This window comes from Haladaptatus sp. QDMS2, assembly GCF_029338295.1.
In the GTDB taxonomy this organism is placed as follows: Archaea; Halobacteriota; Halobacteria; order Halobacteriales; family Halococcaceae; genus QDMS2.
In genome coordinates, this window is record NZ_CP119791.1 from 2,302,677 (window position 1) to 2,316,494 (window position 13,818).

The following is a 13,818-nucleotide window of genomic DNA, read 5'->3' on the forward strand; positions in this document are numbered from 1 at the left end:
CCGACGGAACCTAAAGCTGGTCCAGAAATCGGTCGAATGCGCCACTTTCCGGGTGGAAGTGAGCGTACGTCCCAAGCGTCTGGTACGCCGTCAACCCCTCGCGTCCGTCGATGCCGGTGCCGCGTTCGACGTCGAACGCGAACGTAGCGTCCGGGGCGGCCGTCGCAGCGGAGTAGTGAAACTCGTGGCCGCGGAGGCGTTCTCCAGGCATCGCCGTCAATGTCCGGCCTCGTGCCCGCAGTTCGACGTGGTCGAGTGCTTGGTAGCGCTCGTGCATGGTCACCGCCGCAGGAAGCACACCGGCCATTTCGTGGGTAGTGCCATCGGTCGTCGTGAGCGTGTCAGCAAGCACCATGAATCCTCCGCACTCGCCGAAAACCGGAAGGCCGTCTTCGGCCCGGGTCGCGAGCGTCGACAGGGTCTGGCTTTCGGCGAGGTCAGCGGCGTGCCGCTCTGGATAGCCGCCGGGAATGTAGACGCCGTCACATGGAGGGAGTTCGTCGCCTGCGGTTGGAGAGAACGGGACGACTGTCGCTCGTCTGCGGAGACGTTCGAGCGTCGCCGGATAGATGAAGCAAAACGACTGGTCATGTGCGACGGCGACTGTGGGTGCCCGAGGAGTCGGTTCAGATTCGCGCGATTCCTGGGTCGCACGACAGTCTTCGTACCACGTGGGTTCACGAGCGATTTCGGCGAACCGATGCCCACGAACACCGTCCGCCGCAGCATCGAGCGCGTCCGTCGAAAGCGGGGCTTCATCGCCAAGATGTAATCCGAGGTGCCGTTCTGGGATGGTGAGGTCGTCGCGCGGAGGGATGTACCCCAAGAATTCGATATCGGATGGCAGCGCCGCTCGAATCCCATCTACGTGGCGGCCAGGATGGGCCCGCGACGCGATGACGCCGACCACGTCTACTGAGACGTCAACGTGCCCCGCGAACGATTTGAAGCCGAGCGCCGTGGCCGCGACGCTTTCCATCCCTGCGCTTGCGTCCACGACGAGCACGACTGGCAATTCGAGTTGCGCAGCGACCTGTGCTGTCGAGGTGTCGCCGTCGTACAACCCCATCATACCCTCGACGACGCAGACATCTCCGGTTCCACGCGCGTAGTTCTGGCGCATGCCCGCCCGCCCCTGTAACCAGGGGTCGAGCGTTCGCGAGGGAGCGCCGAGCGTCGCGTGATGCGAGGGGTCGATGAAATCTGGCCCCGCCTTCGCCGGTTGCACGGAATATCCTGCGTGCGTCAGCGCCCGACACACGGCCATGGTGGCGACGGTCTTACCAACGCCCGACGACGTTCCCCCGAGGACGACCCCTCGCATCAGTACCTCACTCCCGTCGCTTTCGGCTGCGACTTCCGTCGTGAATCGACACAGCAGTAGCTCATCGTAGACAAATTTAATTTCATTAGATAAAATTTTATTGTGTTACGGGCATCGCCGTATATGATGAACGGGCAAACACACGCACCAATTGTCATCGCGCTTCTCGTGGCTGTGACGCTGCTCCCCGTCGGGGCAGTCGGACACGCGACGGGGTCGAACGCGATTTCGGCCGAAGAATGTAGCTTTCCGGTGACGCTCACCGACGCGACTGGAACCGAGGTGAGGTTGACCGAGGAACCCACTCGAGTGGTCACACTCAGTCCGAGCGCGGCCCAGACGATGTGGGAAATCGGCGAGCGCGAGAAGGTCGTCGGCCTCACAAAGTACGCATCGAATTTGGAAGGAGCCGAGACGCGGACGAACGTTTCGAGCGGCGAGCGAATCGTCAATATCGAGCTGGTAGTCGGACTCGAACCCGACCTCGTCCTCGCCCCGAACGCCACCTCGAAGGACACGATTCGCGCCTTGAGAGCCGCAAATGTGACGGTCTATCACATCCACCGAGCAGAGACCATCGAAGACATCGAAGAGAAAGTGACGACAGTTGGTCGTCTCGTCGGCTCCTGTGATGGCGCTGGGAACACGGTCGCTTCGATGCGACAGAACCTCTCGGTCGTCGATACCGCAGTCGAAGGTGAGGACCGTCCGACGGTCCTCTACAGCTTTTATGGGTATACCGCAGGTAGCGACACGTTCATCGACACCATCATCGAACGCGCAGGCGGACGTAACGTCGCCGCCGAAGCCGGAATCGAAGGCTATCAGGCGGTGAACCCAGAGTTCATCGTTGGCGCGAACCCGGACTGGATCATCCGAAATACGGACACGCCAGCCGTCCCAAAAACCGACGCCTACAACGAAACGACCGCCGTTAAATCCGGGAACGTCGTCGTGATTCAACTGGAGTATTTGAACCGACCCGCTCCGCGAACCGTCCGCGCGGTGTCGAAACTCGCGGCGACGCTCCACCCGGAGGCGTACGCCGCAACTAGCGCCAACGCGAGCACTGAGTCAACTGCAACCGCGACCACAACCCGAACGACGGCGACCAACTCGACTACCGTAGCCGAGTCAACGACCCAGACCACCGGCCCGGGCTTCAGTCTCCTCGTCACCTTCGCCGCGTTCTGCGTGCTTTCGGCTGTCGCATTGTTCGGGCGGAGTGAAAGATGACCGACGCGCTCTTTCCGGACAATCCGACCCCGACCCCGCGAGTCGTTTCGACCTCCCCATCGGGAACGGAGATCTGTTACGCCCTTGGAATCGAACCTGTCGCCGTCTCTCACGCCTGTGATTTCCCCCCGGCAGTGGAGTCTCGACCGGTCATCGACCGCTCACGAGTTTCCGGCGAAACGAGCGCGGCCCGCCACACGTCCGTGACCAAATCACGACGCGAGGGAGGCGTGTACGAACTCGATACGAGTCTGCTCGAATCCTGTCGGCCAGACCTCATCCTTAGCCAGTCTGTCTGTGGCGTGTGTGCGGTCGACGAAGCGTTCGTTCGCGACACGCTCGGCGAGACATCGAGCGAGGTACTCGGCCTTAACGCACGCACATTGGACGACGTGTTCGAGTGCGTGATGCAGGTTGGCGAGGCGACGGGACGGAACAAGAGAGCGAAGGCGGTCGTCGACCACTGCCGTCAACGACTCGCAGAGATTGCGAATCCAGTACCCGAGAGCCGGCCACGCGCCGCGGTCATCGAATGGATGGACCCGCTCCACGTCAGCGCGAATTGGGTGCCGGATATCGTCGCGGCTGCTGGCGGTGCGTACGGTCTCGCAGAGTCCGGTGAGCGGAGCGTATCCCTCGACTGGAGCCGCCTCCGCGAGTACGACCCAGCGGTACTCATCGTCTCACCCTGTGGCATGGACCCGGACGAGACGCGGGCGCACCTCTCCGAATTGACGACCCGTTCCGGGTGGGATGAGTTCACTGCCGTCCGGACAGACCGCGTCCACGTGCTTGACGGAACCATACTCAATCGCTGGACACCGCGACTCGTCGAACTCGCAGAGACGGTTTCGAATCTGCTTCACCCGACGCCGTCGTAAATTCGGGCCAGGCGTCCGACTCCCTCCCGGAAAATTCGCGTGATTGTCTCTGTGGCTATACACGCACCCACTCTTGCAGCGTGAATCGGTCGTACTCGGTCTCGGATTCGAGTTCCCAGTCGGCCTCGTCCCACTCCGGGTAGTAGGCGTCGCCCTCGTACTCGCCGGGAACGCGGCTGAGAACCATTCGGTCGAGGTGCGGCTGGAACAGTTCGTAGATTTTCCCGCCGCCGATGACGTACACCGTGTCGTCGCCGAGCGATTCTGCGATGTCGAGCGCCTCCTCCAGGTCGGCGGCGTGGTGGGCAGTTTCAGGTTCGAACGCCGTCTCGCTCCGACTGAGGACGATTTGTGCGGTACCGGGCAAGTCATCGAGCATCGACTCGAACGTCTTTCGTCCGAGGATGATGGGATGGTCCGCGATGCGGGCGCGATACTGTCTTTTGTCCTCGGGAATGCTCTCCCACGGAATTTCCCCGTCCTTCCCGATGACGAGGTTATCTGAGATGGCGGCGACCGAAACGAGTTCCATACGTAATCTGCGACAGCGCGGGAAAAAAGCGTATTCACCGGGAAGGTGAGACGCCACGATTTAGATTCCGAAATTCAGCCCCGACGGACCGTAACATTCTGAGCCACAACTGGGGAAAGGGAAGCCGTCGTATCTAGACACGCTATGTCACTGGCAGACACCGTCTCCGAAATCAGTCACCTGAGCGACGAGCAGCAAGAATGCATCGAGAACTGCACCCGCGCTGCGGAGGTGTGCGAGTGGTGTGCCGACGCCTGCGCCGACGAGGACGGCATGGGCGAGTGCATCCGTCTCTGCCGTGACGTTGCGGATATTGCCTCGCTCCACGCCCGATTCATGGCACGCGATTCGGACTACAGCAACGACCTCGCGAGCATCTGCGCCGACCTCTGTGAAGCCTGCGCCGAAGAGTGCGCACAGCACGACCACGACCACTGCCAGCTGTGTGCCGAAGTGCTGCCCGAATGTGCCGAGACGTGTCGGCAGATGGCGTCGGCGTAGAGGACGCACTCGTTTTTTTGAGAATCGCTCTGTGCCTCCCCAAAGGAACCTACGAGATTCGTGAGAAGTGCCTCTTCGAGACCGAATCGCGCACGATGATACTGGGACTGGACCTTATGGTCGATGCTGAAAAGCAAATTGCTGTGGAAGCGACAGAGTCCGTGATTGAAGGTGTATGATGGGCCCTGCAGGATTTGAACCAGAGCAAGACTCACTGCGTTCGTCTTGCAGGCTTCAATCCTGCAGTCCGTCAGCGATTTGCTCCTCACCTTCGTTCGTCGCAAAATTGATGGGCCCTGCAGGATTTGAACCTCAGTCGCTCGCTGCGCTCGCTCCTTGCTTCAAATCCTTCGTGCTTAATACTCGGCCTTCACTGTCGTTCAGGCACTCGAATGGGCCCTGCAGGATTTGAACCAGCGCTCACCCGGTTATGAGCCGGGCGCTTTAACCAGACTAAGCTAAGGGCCCTCTGTTGGCTCCTTTTCTCGTCTTCGTATTTAGCCTATCGCTTGCCGAATCCCCGCCACCGATATGGTTGATACAATCCGGCCCCTCTTACCCCACCATGGAACGAGGGGACTTCGTCACCGGCATCGACCACGAACTGGCAGAGAGTATCGTAAGTGCAGCCCGAACCAGTCTCGGTGACACGCTGCGAAGCGTGGTGTACTTCACGCCCTCACAGTTCGACGTGCTGTACAGCCGCACCGACCTCTACGAGTCGGGCGCAGAGGTGCGCGACGCCAAGTCGCGACTCGTCGATTTGGAGATGATGGGATTCGCTGAAGCGCCACTCAGAACCGTTCTCACAGAAACGAGTGCCCCGTCGAGCATCGGCCCCTACGAATTCACCGTCCGATTCCACGAAGAGGGGTTCGTCGTCCGCGTCGTCCGCGGCAACCACGGCGTACTCCTGACGACGGATGCCATGGACGTGAACGCCTTCGAAGAGACGGTCGATGCGTTCAATCGACTCCTTGAATAACGGTACTTTCAGCTACCGGCACTGATTCGCGTCGTTCGGAGACGAGACTCCTCGTGAGGGGTGATGATTGGAAGAAGCGCCGTCGCCAGGGCTCGAATCCACTCGCTCACTGCGTTCGCTCGTTATTCGAGCCTGTCGAGTTTCGCTGATACCACTCTCAGAATGTGTTTGGAGCAGGAGCTCCTCACGGGTTGAGAGTGGAAGAAGCGCCGTCGCCAGGGCTCGAACTCAGTCGCACGAACTCTCCCTCCGGTCGAGCTGCGTGCTCCTTGCTCGACCCCTTTGTTGCGCGACGAACAATCATCGAAGTCACTCGGAGACGAGACTCCTCGTGAGGGGTGATGATTGGAAGAAGCGCCGTCGCCAGGGCTCGAACCTGGGACCACCTCGTTAACAGCGAGGTGCTCTACCATCTGAGCTACGACGGCCCATTACTGCACTTTCTGGTAGAGGGAGTTGCATGATATGACTTTCGTTTTTTCCCTCGCATCGACACGCTTTCACTACCGCGCGGGCAAGCAGTTTCAATGACTGAGCGAGACGAGTACGAGCGGGTCTTCGAGAGCGTCCGGGCGTGGGTCGAGCCCGGCGCTGACGAGCAAGCCCGACTCACCGAGGCGGCAGCGGCGCTCCTCGAGCGCACCGAAGAGGCCATCGCCGACCTCGGCGTCGAGGCCGACACCATCCTCGTCGGGAGCACCGCCCGCGGGACGTGGATCAGCGGGGACCGCGACATCGACGTGTTCGTGCGGTTTCCAGAATCACTTGCGCGCGAGGAACTCGAACGGTTTGGCCTGCAAATTGGCGCTACCGTCCTCCCCGACGGGCAAAAAGAGTACGCAGAACATCCCTACACCAAAGGCGACTACGACGGCTTCAGCGTGGACCTCGTGCCCTGCTATGCCGTGCCAACGGCCGCCGATATCAAGTCCGCAGTAGACCGGACGCCGTTTCACACCGAGTATCTAGACGACCACCTCACCGACGACCTCGCCGGAGAAGTGCGTCTGGCGAAACAGTTCCTGAAGGGAATCGGGAGCTACGGGTCAGACCTCCGGACGGAGGGATTTTCCGGCTATCTCACCGAACTCCTGATTCTCGAGTACGGGAGCCTTCTCGCGTTTCTCGAAGCCGCGGCCGATTGGAAGCCGCCAGTAAAGTTCGACTCGGAGAATCACGGCCAGCGCAGTTTCACCGACCCACTCGTCGTCATCGACCCGACCGACCCACGTCGGAACGTCGCCGCGGCCGTCTCGCCCGCGAACGTCGCTCGATTGCAACACTACGCCCGGGCGTTCCTCGCCGCGCCGAGTGAAACCATGTTCATCCCCGCCACTCCGGACCCCCTCAACACAGACCAGGTCCGGACGGCAATCGACCGCCGGGGAACGATTCCCGTCGCGGTCCGTTTCGAGACGCCGGACATCGTCGAGGACCAACTCTACCCGCAGTTGCGCAAGTCCATCGAAGGCATGGCGAGCGAACTCGACCGTCGGGGCTTCGACGTGCTCCGAACGGCCACGTTTGCGGCGGAGACGGCGGTGCTGTTCGCCGAGCTCGAAGTGGCGAGTCGTCCAGCAATAGAGCGCCACGAGGGACCGCCGGTCCACGTCCGCAAGCACGCGACGGGCTTCTACGAGAAATACGCGGACGACCCTGACGCCTTCGGGCCGTTCATCGACGGTGACCGCTACGTCGTCGAACGCGACCGTGAATTCACGACGGCGCGGGCGTTCCTCGAAAGCGAGGCGCTCTTCGACGTGGCGCTCGGGGCGACGATTCAACGGCAGTTACAGAAGGAGTACGAGGTGCTGGCTGGGTCCGACGTCGCCGACCTCGCAGGTGAGTTCGGAGCGCAACTGGCGCATTACTTCTCGCCGAAGCCGTGAACCTTCGCGGCCCGGTCGATGATTATTTGGGCGCGTTCTGAGGCGTCGCCCTCAGGTTGGACCGGTTCGCGCCCGTCGAACACCTCGTGGACCATCGTGATGCTCTCTGCGAGCGTATCGAGTCCGTACCCGCCCTCGAGAACGAACCCGAGCGCGGCGTCGAGGTCTGCCGCGAGCGACCGCACGCGGTCGGTGAGCACGCCGTAGCCCTCCGTCGAGACGCGCATTCGCGAGATGGGGTCGTGTTCGTGGGCGTCGAACCCGGCGCTCACGAGGAGCAGGTCCGGTTCGAACGCTTCCAGTGCGGGGACGAGCAGTTGGTCGAACGCGTCTGCGTACTCCGCGTCGCCGCTACCCGAGGGGAGCGGGGCGTTGAGCGTCGTTCCCTCACCTGCCCCCTCGCCGACTTCTTCTGCCTCGCCGGTCCCGGGGTAGAGGCCCGCCTCGTGGAACGAGGAGTAGTGGACGTCGCCACGCTCGTAGAAGATGTCTTGCGTGCCGTTACCGTGGTGGACGTCCCAGTCGAAGATTGCGACCCGACTCGCGTCGCCGCTGTCGAGGGCGGTCTGGGCTGCGACGGCAGCGTTGTTCACGAAACAAAAGCCCATCGCGTTGTCGTAGACCGCGTGATGACCCGGCGGCCGGCCGATAGAAAACGGCGTGTCGCGGCCTGTTTCGCCGTCGAGGGCGGCCGTCGCGGCCCACTCCGCGAGGCCGGCACTCTGCAGGGCGGCGTCCCACGTCGCTTCTACGGCGATGGTGTCGGGGTCCCACTCACCGCCGCCATCGGCACAGAATTGCTTGACGCGGTCTACGTACTCGTCTTCGTGGACGGCGCGGACGGCGGCCTCCGTCGCGGGGGCTGCCTCCACGTAGTCGACGCCGTGTTGCTTCGTGAGTCCGCGACGAATCGCGCGGAGACGGTCTGGACTCTCAGGATGGCGAACCCCCGTGTCGTGGTCCAGACAGACCTCGCTGTAGCCAAATCTCATTCAAAGAGTTCGAAGTACGTCTGAATGTCTTCTGCCTTGATGGTGCGGCGGTCTGCGTGCCTGGCGAGAATCGCCGCGGCCATTGAGATGTTTTCAGCGTAGTCTTCGAGGATGTCCGCGAGGGCGATTCGCGCGTCCATCGCCACGCGATATCGGTCGTCAATGCGTAGGCGGGCGATGCGGTCGACAGGCGCGATGGGCAGCGTCAGCGAATCCTTGTCGACGAGTTGTTCGACCCCGAAGTCCTGTGCCATCAGCGTCTTGCGACCGTCCGCAGTCGCGTGCTCTGCGGCGTCGATAGCCAGCGTCGCGCCGTGCCCCTGAATCCGGCGTGCGAGCTCTTCTGCAGCATCAGCACTCACGCGGAGGGACCCGGCATTGCGCCGAATGATGGTGTCTACCGGGGCGAACGGTAGCTCTACACTCATACCACAGAAGGGGTCCGATTGCCCCATAAGAGTTTCCGTCGGACTCGCTAGCCGTCGCTGCGCCGCTTAGAAGATATCGGTCGCGTCGAGTCGTCCGTCGCGGAGCGTCCCTCGGACCGTAATCTCCTGGCCGAGCTGCACCGTCTGGGAGGTTTCGACGCTCATCGTCTCTTTCCCGTCGTCGAGAACGACCGGATTGCCAGCCTGCACGACCGTTCCGGTGAATTCGACAGTCTCACCGTCCGCGCTGGCTTCAGCATCGCCGTCGTCACCCGTCTCGGGTTTCGGCTTGTTCCCCTCGGCAAACGCAGAGAGTCCCGTGTCGCTTGGGCTGTCCTGTGTGGCCGACTCTACCTCGCGGTCGGTGTCCTGAGTCACCGTGATTGTCGTCCGCCAGCCCGCGGAGGCTTCCATGTCCTCCTGCCAGCCGTCTTTGATTTCGACATCTGCGAGGTGGACCTCGTCACCTGGCGCGATTTCGTAGTCAGCTTTCTCGCCCCAGAGCGCGACGCGGATGTCACCCGTCGAGTCCTGCACGCGGATGTTTCTGACCTGTCCCTCCGACCCGTCGTCGCGGTCGAAGGTTCGCTTTGGGTCCGCAGAGCGGACGACGCCGCCGATGTCGGCGTTCATGCCGATTTCGAGGTCGGCGATTGGCGTCGATTCGGGGACGTATTCTACGTCCTCGTCTATCTCCTCTATCTTGCCGCGGTTGCCGACGTGCAGTTCTAAGTTGCCGTCGCGCTCGCGGACGTAGCCGTCTACGACTTCGACGGACGTGCCTGTGGTGAGTTCCTCGGCACGGTTCGCCTGCTCGTCCCACATCGTGACGCGGATGCGTCCCGTCGGGTCGCCGAGCGTGATGTTCGCGACGCGACCCTCGGAGCCGTCGTCCCGCGAGAAGGTGCGAACCGTCCCGGTGTCGAGCACCTTCCCCTGGAGATTGACGTCCGAGAGGCCGAGTGAAAGTTTCTCGATGGTGTGGGTGTCGAGCACCTCGACGTCGATTTCGACGTCCTCGTCGGGTTCGGCCTGGTCGACGCTCACTTCGACGCCGTTATACCCCTCTTTCGGGCGACCCTTGATGCGGAGGACCGTGCCGACGTCGAGTTGGCCGTCGGCCACGGCTTGAGCCTGCTCGTCCCAGAAGGTGATGCGAATCGTTCCGGTTTCGTCCGCAACTTCGACGTTGATGACGCGGCCGTCCTCGTCCTCGCCGTCGCGCTCGAAGGTGCGCAGGTCGCCGACCTTCACCACTTTCGCGATGAACTTGACCTCCTCTTGACCGGGTTTGATGTCCACGATGCCGGAAACCTCGCCGTCTTTGAGTTCGTGCGCGATGAGCATGGCCGCCGTTTCCTCGTCGGCGAGGCCCCCCATCTGCTCGACTTTCGCGGCGACGGCCTCGCGGAATTCCTCCTCCGAGACGTCAGCGTCAAGGTCCGCATAGATGTCCTCGATATCGCCCATAATCGTACGATTCACCAAGTTATGGCCGCGCTTAAGCGTTGTCGTTGGTCGAATAGACGGCTCTCGTCGGTCGGTTTTTTCAGGCCGAATCTAGCGTGCATGACGAGGGATTGTCCCGCCATCCGACTTGAATCTACGCCGACTGTGATTTCTTGGTGACTTCCGTCTTCTCGCCGCCGACGGTGTGGTTCACGACGACCGTCTCGGGGAGGCCGTTTTCGAATCCGACCGACGCCTCGTACTCGATCTCCTGAATACACTGCGCGCACATCGCGTCCTCGTCTGGCTGTTTCGTGACGACGTGGACCGTGAGCGTGTCAGACTCCTCGTCGTACTCGGCCGATTCGAGTTTTCCGGTGTGACAAGCGTTTGGCCCCCAGATGACCCCGCTGACCTGCACCTGCGACTGGTCGGGCTGGAACGAGACGCTCGCTTCGCTGACTTCGTTCCCACAGCCCGCACTGACCACCGAGAGCGATTTGTTCGTCACCTTTGGCTTCGGCTCTGGCGTCGCGGTCGTGGTCGTGTTGCCACCCGAACCGTTTCCATTTCCGGAGCTGACACAGCCTGCTCCAGCCGTCGCGGCGACACCCGCCGCGGACACGATGAATGTTCGTCGATTCATACCAGTACCGTCGCCGGGTGTAATAAAGGACGTTGGGTAGATTCAAAGAGCCATTTCACATATCGAAACCCGGTGCGAGCGAGTGAGTGACACCCGCAAAATCGACGGACGAAGCGAGGGCGAGAATCGTAACCCCTTTAACCGCGCCGGAGGTACGTGTAGATGAGTCCTGATAGGGTAGTGGACTATCCTCCTGGCTTGCGGAGCCAGGGACCGGAGTTCAAATCTCCGTCAGGACGTTTCATTTCATTCAACGACCTGACTTGCTCCACGCTCGCGTTCGCTCGCGTGGAACTCCGTGAGAACTGCGTTCTCACGTGCCTCACACTCGTTTCACTCGTGTGAGACTCCGTCAGGACGCTCATTTCATTCGCGCCCTGACTTACTCCACGCTCGCGTCCGCTCGCGTGGAACTCCGCCAGGACACTTCTACAAAAATTCGAGCGACAGAGCTACTCGCCCGTGTACAGCAGATAGCCGAGGACGACGAGCATGGCGACCTGCACGACCTTATCGAGAACGCCAATCGTAAAGTGTGGCGTGCCAGCGAGAATCCAGAGGACGACTTGGCCGGTGACGAAGAGAATCCCGATGGCATAGAGAAGTCGTCTAAAGACGTTGAGCGCCATCGCGACAACCGCGGCGAAGAAGATGACGCCGGCGAGGAGGAACGGAACCATGCCGTCTAGCGTGTAGAGATAGACGTGAACTGCCCCCGTGATGATGGCGAGCACTGCGAGCAGCCAGTGAACCGACGTGAGCGATTCCATTCGAAAGCCAAACCCCTCGTCTGCCAGCGTCCGGGATGGTTGGGTTGCCATGGTGCGACCCTAGGACATCTCCCGCACGTGACATAGGTATAGTATCGTTAATCGAAGAATATCATTCGTTTGCGAGTACTGTCGAGAATTGCTGCCCGTCGGACGGTTTTGGGAGATTACTGGACATTCATAACATTTTAACACGTGCTTAGTCGCAGAAACTGACTGTCCGTCCGGTGGCCAAACAACTATATGTGAAGGAAGTCCGTACTCCCCCTCAGAGGGGACAGGGGACAATGAGCCACCAAGCAGAGACTCGACTCGAACTGTACGTCCGCTCGCTCGCACCTGGAGTCGCGCGCGAGCAGCAAGACCGCATCATCGACCAACTGGACTCGCTCAAGGACGCAGACGCCATCGCAGACTACGACATCGAAGTCTGGGGCAGAGAGGTGTGCACGACGGCAGCCACCGCGCGCACCGAAGCCGGCAAGCGCGTCCTCGACAAAATTTCCGAGTTCGAACGGTGGGCCGACCGAAACGGCCGGTCGCTCTCTTCGGTGTTCGAGGTCCACGAAGTCGATTCGAGCATTACCGACGAACAATACGAGAGCATCGTCCTCCCGCTGATGGTGCTCGCAGAGTACCACGACGACGAACTCGTCGGCGTCGCGCCGTGCGCCTACGAAGGTGCACCCGTCACCATCGACGAGTGCCTCGCCACGCTGGACGAGCAGACCGACCGGCCGCTACTCGCTGCCGGACAGGCGAGCCAGTAACCACACCTTTTCACCTTCGCTCTCGAGATTCGCGTATGGACGACCACCTCCAGGCAGGCATCGCCATCTACAACGCGGGCGAGTTCCACGCCGCCCACGACGCCTGGGAGGACGTGTGGTTGGACCTCGACGCAGGTAGCGACGACGAGCGCCTGCTCCACGGCCTCATCCAGTTCACCGCCGCGGTTCACCACGCGACGCGCCAGAACTGGGAGGGCGTGGCCGGACTCGTCGAGAGCGCGGGCGAGTATCTCGCCGAACTTCCCGCCGACTACCGAGGCGTGAACGTCGGGCCGGTCTGCGACTACCTCACGACGCTCGCCCGCGACCCGACCGCCATCGACCTCGATGCGCCGCTCGCGCTAACCTACGAAGGACGCGAACTCCACGTACACCACCTCGACTTTCCGGCGGCCGCGATTGCGGCGCTGGTGCTTGCCGAAGAACACGATTACGACGAGGCGGTCGTCGCGCAGGCAGTCGCCTACGCGCGAGACGATTTAGCAGCGAACAATCAGACAAGTCAGTTTATCACGTTCGTGATGGACTTTGCGTCCGACCCTGCCCACCGCGCCATTGTCTTCCAGCGACTTTCTCAGCACGTAGAACGCCGGAAGTCGAAAGAACGAGACGTAGAGGGATTGTTCGATTGAGCTATTCGTCGAAGTGTGCGGAATTGTCCCGTGGCTCGTAGCCGAGGACCTCCTTCGCCCGGTCGATGGAGTAGTACTTGCGGTCGTTGTCCGAGATGCCGTAGACGATTTCGTAGTCGTAGTCGGCCTGGATACACCGGTCGAACAGGTGCGCACAGTCGCGATAGGAGAGCCACATGGCCTGCCCGCGCTCGTAGTCGATTGGCGGGTGGTCCTTCGTGAGGTTGCCAATTCGTACGCAGACCACGCTCAGGTCGTGGTGGTCGTGGTAGTACCGGCCGAGAATCTCGCCGGAGGCTTTGCTCACGCCGTAGAGGTTACTCGGTCGGGGAAGTTCGGTGCCGTCTAAGCGAAACTCGTCGTGCGTGCGGTAGATGTCCGGTTTTCGCTCCTCGGTCTCGAACGCGCCCACCGCGTGATTCGAGGAGGCGAAGGCGAACTTCTCTACGCCCGCGTCGACCGCTGCTTCGAGGATGTTCTGTGTGCCGTCGATGTTGTTCCGTAAGACGCTATCCCAGGGGGCCTCGGGACGGGGGTCACCCGCGAGGTGGATGATTGCAGAGACGCCCTCGACCGCTTCTCGGATGGCCTCCTCATCCGTGATGTCGGCGACGACGTACTCGTGGTCGACCTCGCCAGTGGGGGGTTCGCGGTCGAGGAGTCGCCACTCGTACTTGTCGGCAATGTCGCCCAGGATGGCCGTGCCGACGCGGCCCGCAGCGCCCGTGAGTAAGACCGGGTCGTCCATTCAGATGGTTCTCG

15 protein-coding genes and 3 tRNA genes are annotated in these 13,818 nt (G+C 61.7%); 8 read left to right on the forward strand and 10 right to left on the reverse strand.

Annotated features, from left to right (window positions below; all coding sequences use genetic code 11):
• Positions 1-10: 10 nt before the first annotated feature.
• The gene (locus tag P1M51_RS12470) at positions 11-1,324 is read right to left on the reverse strand and encodes a cobyrinic acid a,c-diamide synthase (RefSeq protein ID WP_276274549.1); all 1,314 of its coding nucleotides are present in this window, start codon (positions 1,322-1,324) and stop codon (positions 11-13) included.
• Positions 1,325-1,450: 126 nt separating this feature from the next.
• Here P1M51_RS12470 and P1M51_RS12475 point away from each other — a divergent pair, with 126 nt between their 5' ends.
• The gene (locus P1M51_RS12475) at positions 1,451-2,560 is read left to right on the forward strand and encodes a PGF-CTERM-anchored ABC transporter substrate-binding protein (protein ID WP_276274550.1); all 1,110 of its coding nucleotides are present in this window, start codon (positions 1,451-1,453) and stop codon (positions 2,558-2,560) included.
• Positions 2,557-3,441: an ABC transporter substrate-binding protein gene (locus P1M51_RS12480; protein ID WP_276274551.1), complete on the forward strand. Its 885-nt coding sequence runs from the start codon at positions 2,557-2,559 to the stop codon at positions 3,439-3,441. Before P1M51_RS12475 ends, P1M51_RS12480 begins: the two co-directional genes overlap by 4 nt.
• A gap of 55 nt (positions 3,442-3,496) precedes the next feature.
• Here P1M51_RS12480 and P1M51_RS12485 read toward each other — a convergent pair whose 3' ends face one another.
• Positions 3,497-3,973, reverse strand: a complete 477-nt coding sequence (locus P1M51_RS12485) for a dihydrofolate reductase (protein WP_276274552.1) — start codon at positions 3,971-3,973, stop codon at positions 3,497-3,499.
• A gap of 144 nt (positions 3,974-4,117) precedes the next feature.
• Here P1M51_RS12485 and P1M51_RS12490 point away from each other — a divergent pair, with 144 nt between their 5' ends.
• Complete coding sequence (locus tag P1M51_RS12490; protein ID WP_276274553.1) at positions 4,118-4,474, forward strand: four-helix bundle copper-binding protein; 357 nt, start codon at positions 4,118-4,120, stop codon at positions 4,472-4,474.
• Between the two features lie 393 nt (positions 4,475-4,867).
• Here P1M51_RS12490 and P1M51_RS12495 read toward each other — a convergent pair.
• A tRNA-Ile gene (locus P1M51_RS12495) sits at positions 4,868-4,942 on the reverse strand.
• Between the two features lie 97 nt (positions 4,943-5,039).
• Here P1M51_RS12495 and P1M51_RS12500 point away from each other — a divergent pair.
• Positions 5,040-5,459: a hypothetical protein gene (locus P1M51_RS12500; protein WP_276274554.1), complete on the forward strand. Its 420-nt coding sequence runs from the start codon at positions 5,040-5,042 to the stop codon at positions 5,457-5,459.
• A gap of 355 nt (positions 5,460-5,814) precedes the next feature.
• On the opposite strand, the gene P1M51_RS12505 is transcribed toward P1M51_RS12500, so the two are convergent.
• Positions 5,815-5,887 (reverse strand) — tRNA-Asn (locus P1M51_RS12505).
• 99 nt (positions 5,888-5,986) lie between these two features.
• Between P1M51_RS12505 and cca the strand changes: the two genes are divergently transcribed.
• The gene (gene cca, locus P1M51_RS12510; RefSeq protein ID WP_276274555.1) at positions 5,987-7,348 is read left to right on the forward strand and encodes a CCA tRNA nucleotidyltransferase; all 1,362 of its coding nucleotides are present in this window, start codon (positions 5,987-5,989) and stop codon (positions 7,346-7,348) included.
• Here the strand turns inward: cca and P1M51_RS12515 are convergent.
• The 4 genes from P1M51_RS12515 to P1M51_RS12530 form a co-directional block, all read right to left on the reverse strand.
• Complete coding sequence (locus P1M51_RS12515) at positions 7,327-8,340, reverse strand: histone deacetylase (protein WP_276274556.1); 1,014 nt, start codon at positions 8,338-8,340, stop codon at positions 7,327-7,329. The genes cca and P1M51_RS12515 overlap by 22 nt on opposite strands.
• Complete coding sequence (locus P1M51_RS12520; RefSeq protein ID WP_276274557.1) at positions 8,337-8,768, reverse strand: histone; 432 nt, start codon at positions 8,766-8,768, stop codon at positions 8,337-8,339. The genes P1M51_RS12515 and P1M51_RS12520 overlap by 4 nt, the downstream gene beginning before the upstream one ends.
• 66 nt (positions 8,769-8,834) lie before the next feature.
• Entirely contained in the window at positions 8,835-10,238 is a 1,404-nt protein-coding gene (locus P1M51_RS12525) for a single-stranded DNA binding protein (protein WP_276274558.1), read from the reverse strand.
• Between the two features lie 133 nt (positions 10,239-10,371).
• Entirely contained in the window at positions 10,372-10,863 is a 492-nt protein-coding gene (locus P1M51_RS12530; RefSeq protein ID WP_276274559.1) for a hypothetical protein, read from the reverse strand.
• 166 nt (positions 10,864-11,029) lie between these two features.
• Between P1M51_RS12530 and P1M51_RS12535 the strand changes: the two genes are divergently transcribed.
• Positions 11,030-11,102 (forward strand) — tRNA-Arg (locus P1M51_RS12535).
• 213 nt (positions 11,103-11,315) lie between these two features.
• Here P1M51_RS12535 and P1M51_RS12540 read toward each other — a convergent pair.
• Entirely contained in the window at positions 11,316-11,684 is a 369-nt protein-coding gene (locus tag P1M51_RS12540; protein ID WP_276274560.1) for a hypothetical protein, read from the reverse strand.
• Positions 11,685-11,920: 236 nt separating this feature from the next.
• Between P1M51_RS12540 and P1M51_RS12545 the strand changes: the two genes are divergently transcribed.
• Both P1M51_RS12545 and P1M51_RS12550 read left to right on the forward strand, forming a co-directional pair.
• On the forward strand, positions 11,921-12,403 hold the full coding sequence (locus P1M51_RS12545; protein WP_276245514.1) for an HTH domain-containing protein: 483 nt from the start codon (positions 11,921-11,923) through the stop codon (positions 12,401-12,403).
• Between the two features lie 35 nt (positions 12,404-12,438).
• Positions 12,439-13,056: a DUF309 domain-containing protein gene (locus P1M51_RS12550; RefSeq protein ID WP_276274561.1), complete on the forward strand. Its 618-nt coding sequence runs from the start codon at positions 12,439-12,441 to the stop codon at positions 13,054-13,056.
• A 1-nt stretch (position 13,057) separates the two neighbouring features.
• Here P1M51_RS12550 and azf read toward each other — a convergent pair whose 3' ends face one another.
• Positions 13,058-13,804, reverse strand: a complete 747-nt coding sequence (gene azf / locus P1M51_RS12555) for an NAD-dependent glucose-6-phosphate dehydrogenase Azf (protein ID WP_276245516.1) — start codon at positions 13,802-13,804, stop codon at positions 13,058-13,060.
• Positions 13,805-13,818: the final 14 nt, after the last annotated feature.

Excerpts from the sequence above, each read along its gene's own strand:
- P1M51_RS12470 (WP_276274549.1), bottom strand. The coding sequence starts at position 1,324 with ATGCGAGGGGTCGTCCTCGGGGGAACGTCGTCGGGCGTTGGTAAGACC.
- P1M51_RS12475 (WP_276274550.1), top strand. The coding sequence starts at position 1,451 with ATGAACGGGCAAACACACGCACCAATTGTCATCGCGCTTCTCGTGGCT.
- P1M51_RS12480 (WP_276274551.1), top strand. The coding sequence starts at position 2,557 with ATGACCGACGCGCTCTTTCCGGACAATCCGACCCCGACCCCGCGAGTC.
- P1M51_RS12485 (WP_276274552.1), bottom strand. The coding sequence starts at position 3,973 with ATGGAACTCGTTTCGGTCGCCGCCATCTCAGATAACCTCGTCATCGGG.
- P1M51_RS12490 (WP_276274553.1), top strand. The coding sequence starts at position 4,118 with ATGTCACTGGCAGACACCGTCTCCGAAATCAGTCACCTGAGCGACGAG.
- P1M51_RS12500 (WP_276274554.1), top strand. The coding sequence starts at position 5,040 with ATGGAACGAGGGGACTTCGTCACCGGCATCGACCACGAACTGGCAGAG.
- cca (WP_276274555.1), top strand. The coding sequence starts at position 5,987 with ATGACTGAGCGAGACGAGTACGAGCGGGTCTTCGAGAGCGTCCGGGCG.
- P1M51_RS12515 (WP_276274556.1), bottom strand. The coding sequence starts at position 8,340 with ATGAGATTTGGCTACAGCGAGGTCTGTCTGGACCACGACACGGGGGTT.
- P1M51_RS12520 (WP_276274557.1), bottom strand. The coding sequence starts at position 8,768 with ATGAGTGTAGAGCTACCGTTCGCCCCGGTAGACACCATCATTCGGCGC.
- P1M51_RS12525 (WP_276274558.1), bottom strand. The coding sequence starts at position 10,238 with ATGGGCGATATCGAGGACATCTATGCGGACCTTGACGCTGACGTCTCG.
- P1M51_RS12530 (WP_276274559.1), bottom strand. The coding sequence starts at position 10,863 with ATGAATCGACGAACATTCATCGTGTCCGCGGCGGGTGTCGCCGCGACG.
- P1M51_RS12540 (WP_276274560.1), bottom strand. The coding sequence starts at position 11,684 with ATGGCAACCCAACCATCCCGGACGCTGGCAGACGAGGGGTTTGGCTTT.
- P1M51_RS12545 (WP_276245514.1), top strand. The coding sequence starts at position 11,921 with ATGAGCCACCAAGCAGAGACTCGACTCGAACTGTACGTCCGCTCGCTC.
- P1M51_RS12550 (WP_276274561.1), top strand. The coding sequence starts at position 12,439 with ATGGACGACCACCTCCAGGCAGGCATCGCCATCTACAACGCGGGCGAG.
- azf (WP_276245516.1), bottom strand. The coding sequence starts at position 13,804 with ATGGACGACCCGGTCTTACTCACGGGCGCTGCGGGCCGCGTCGGCACG.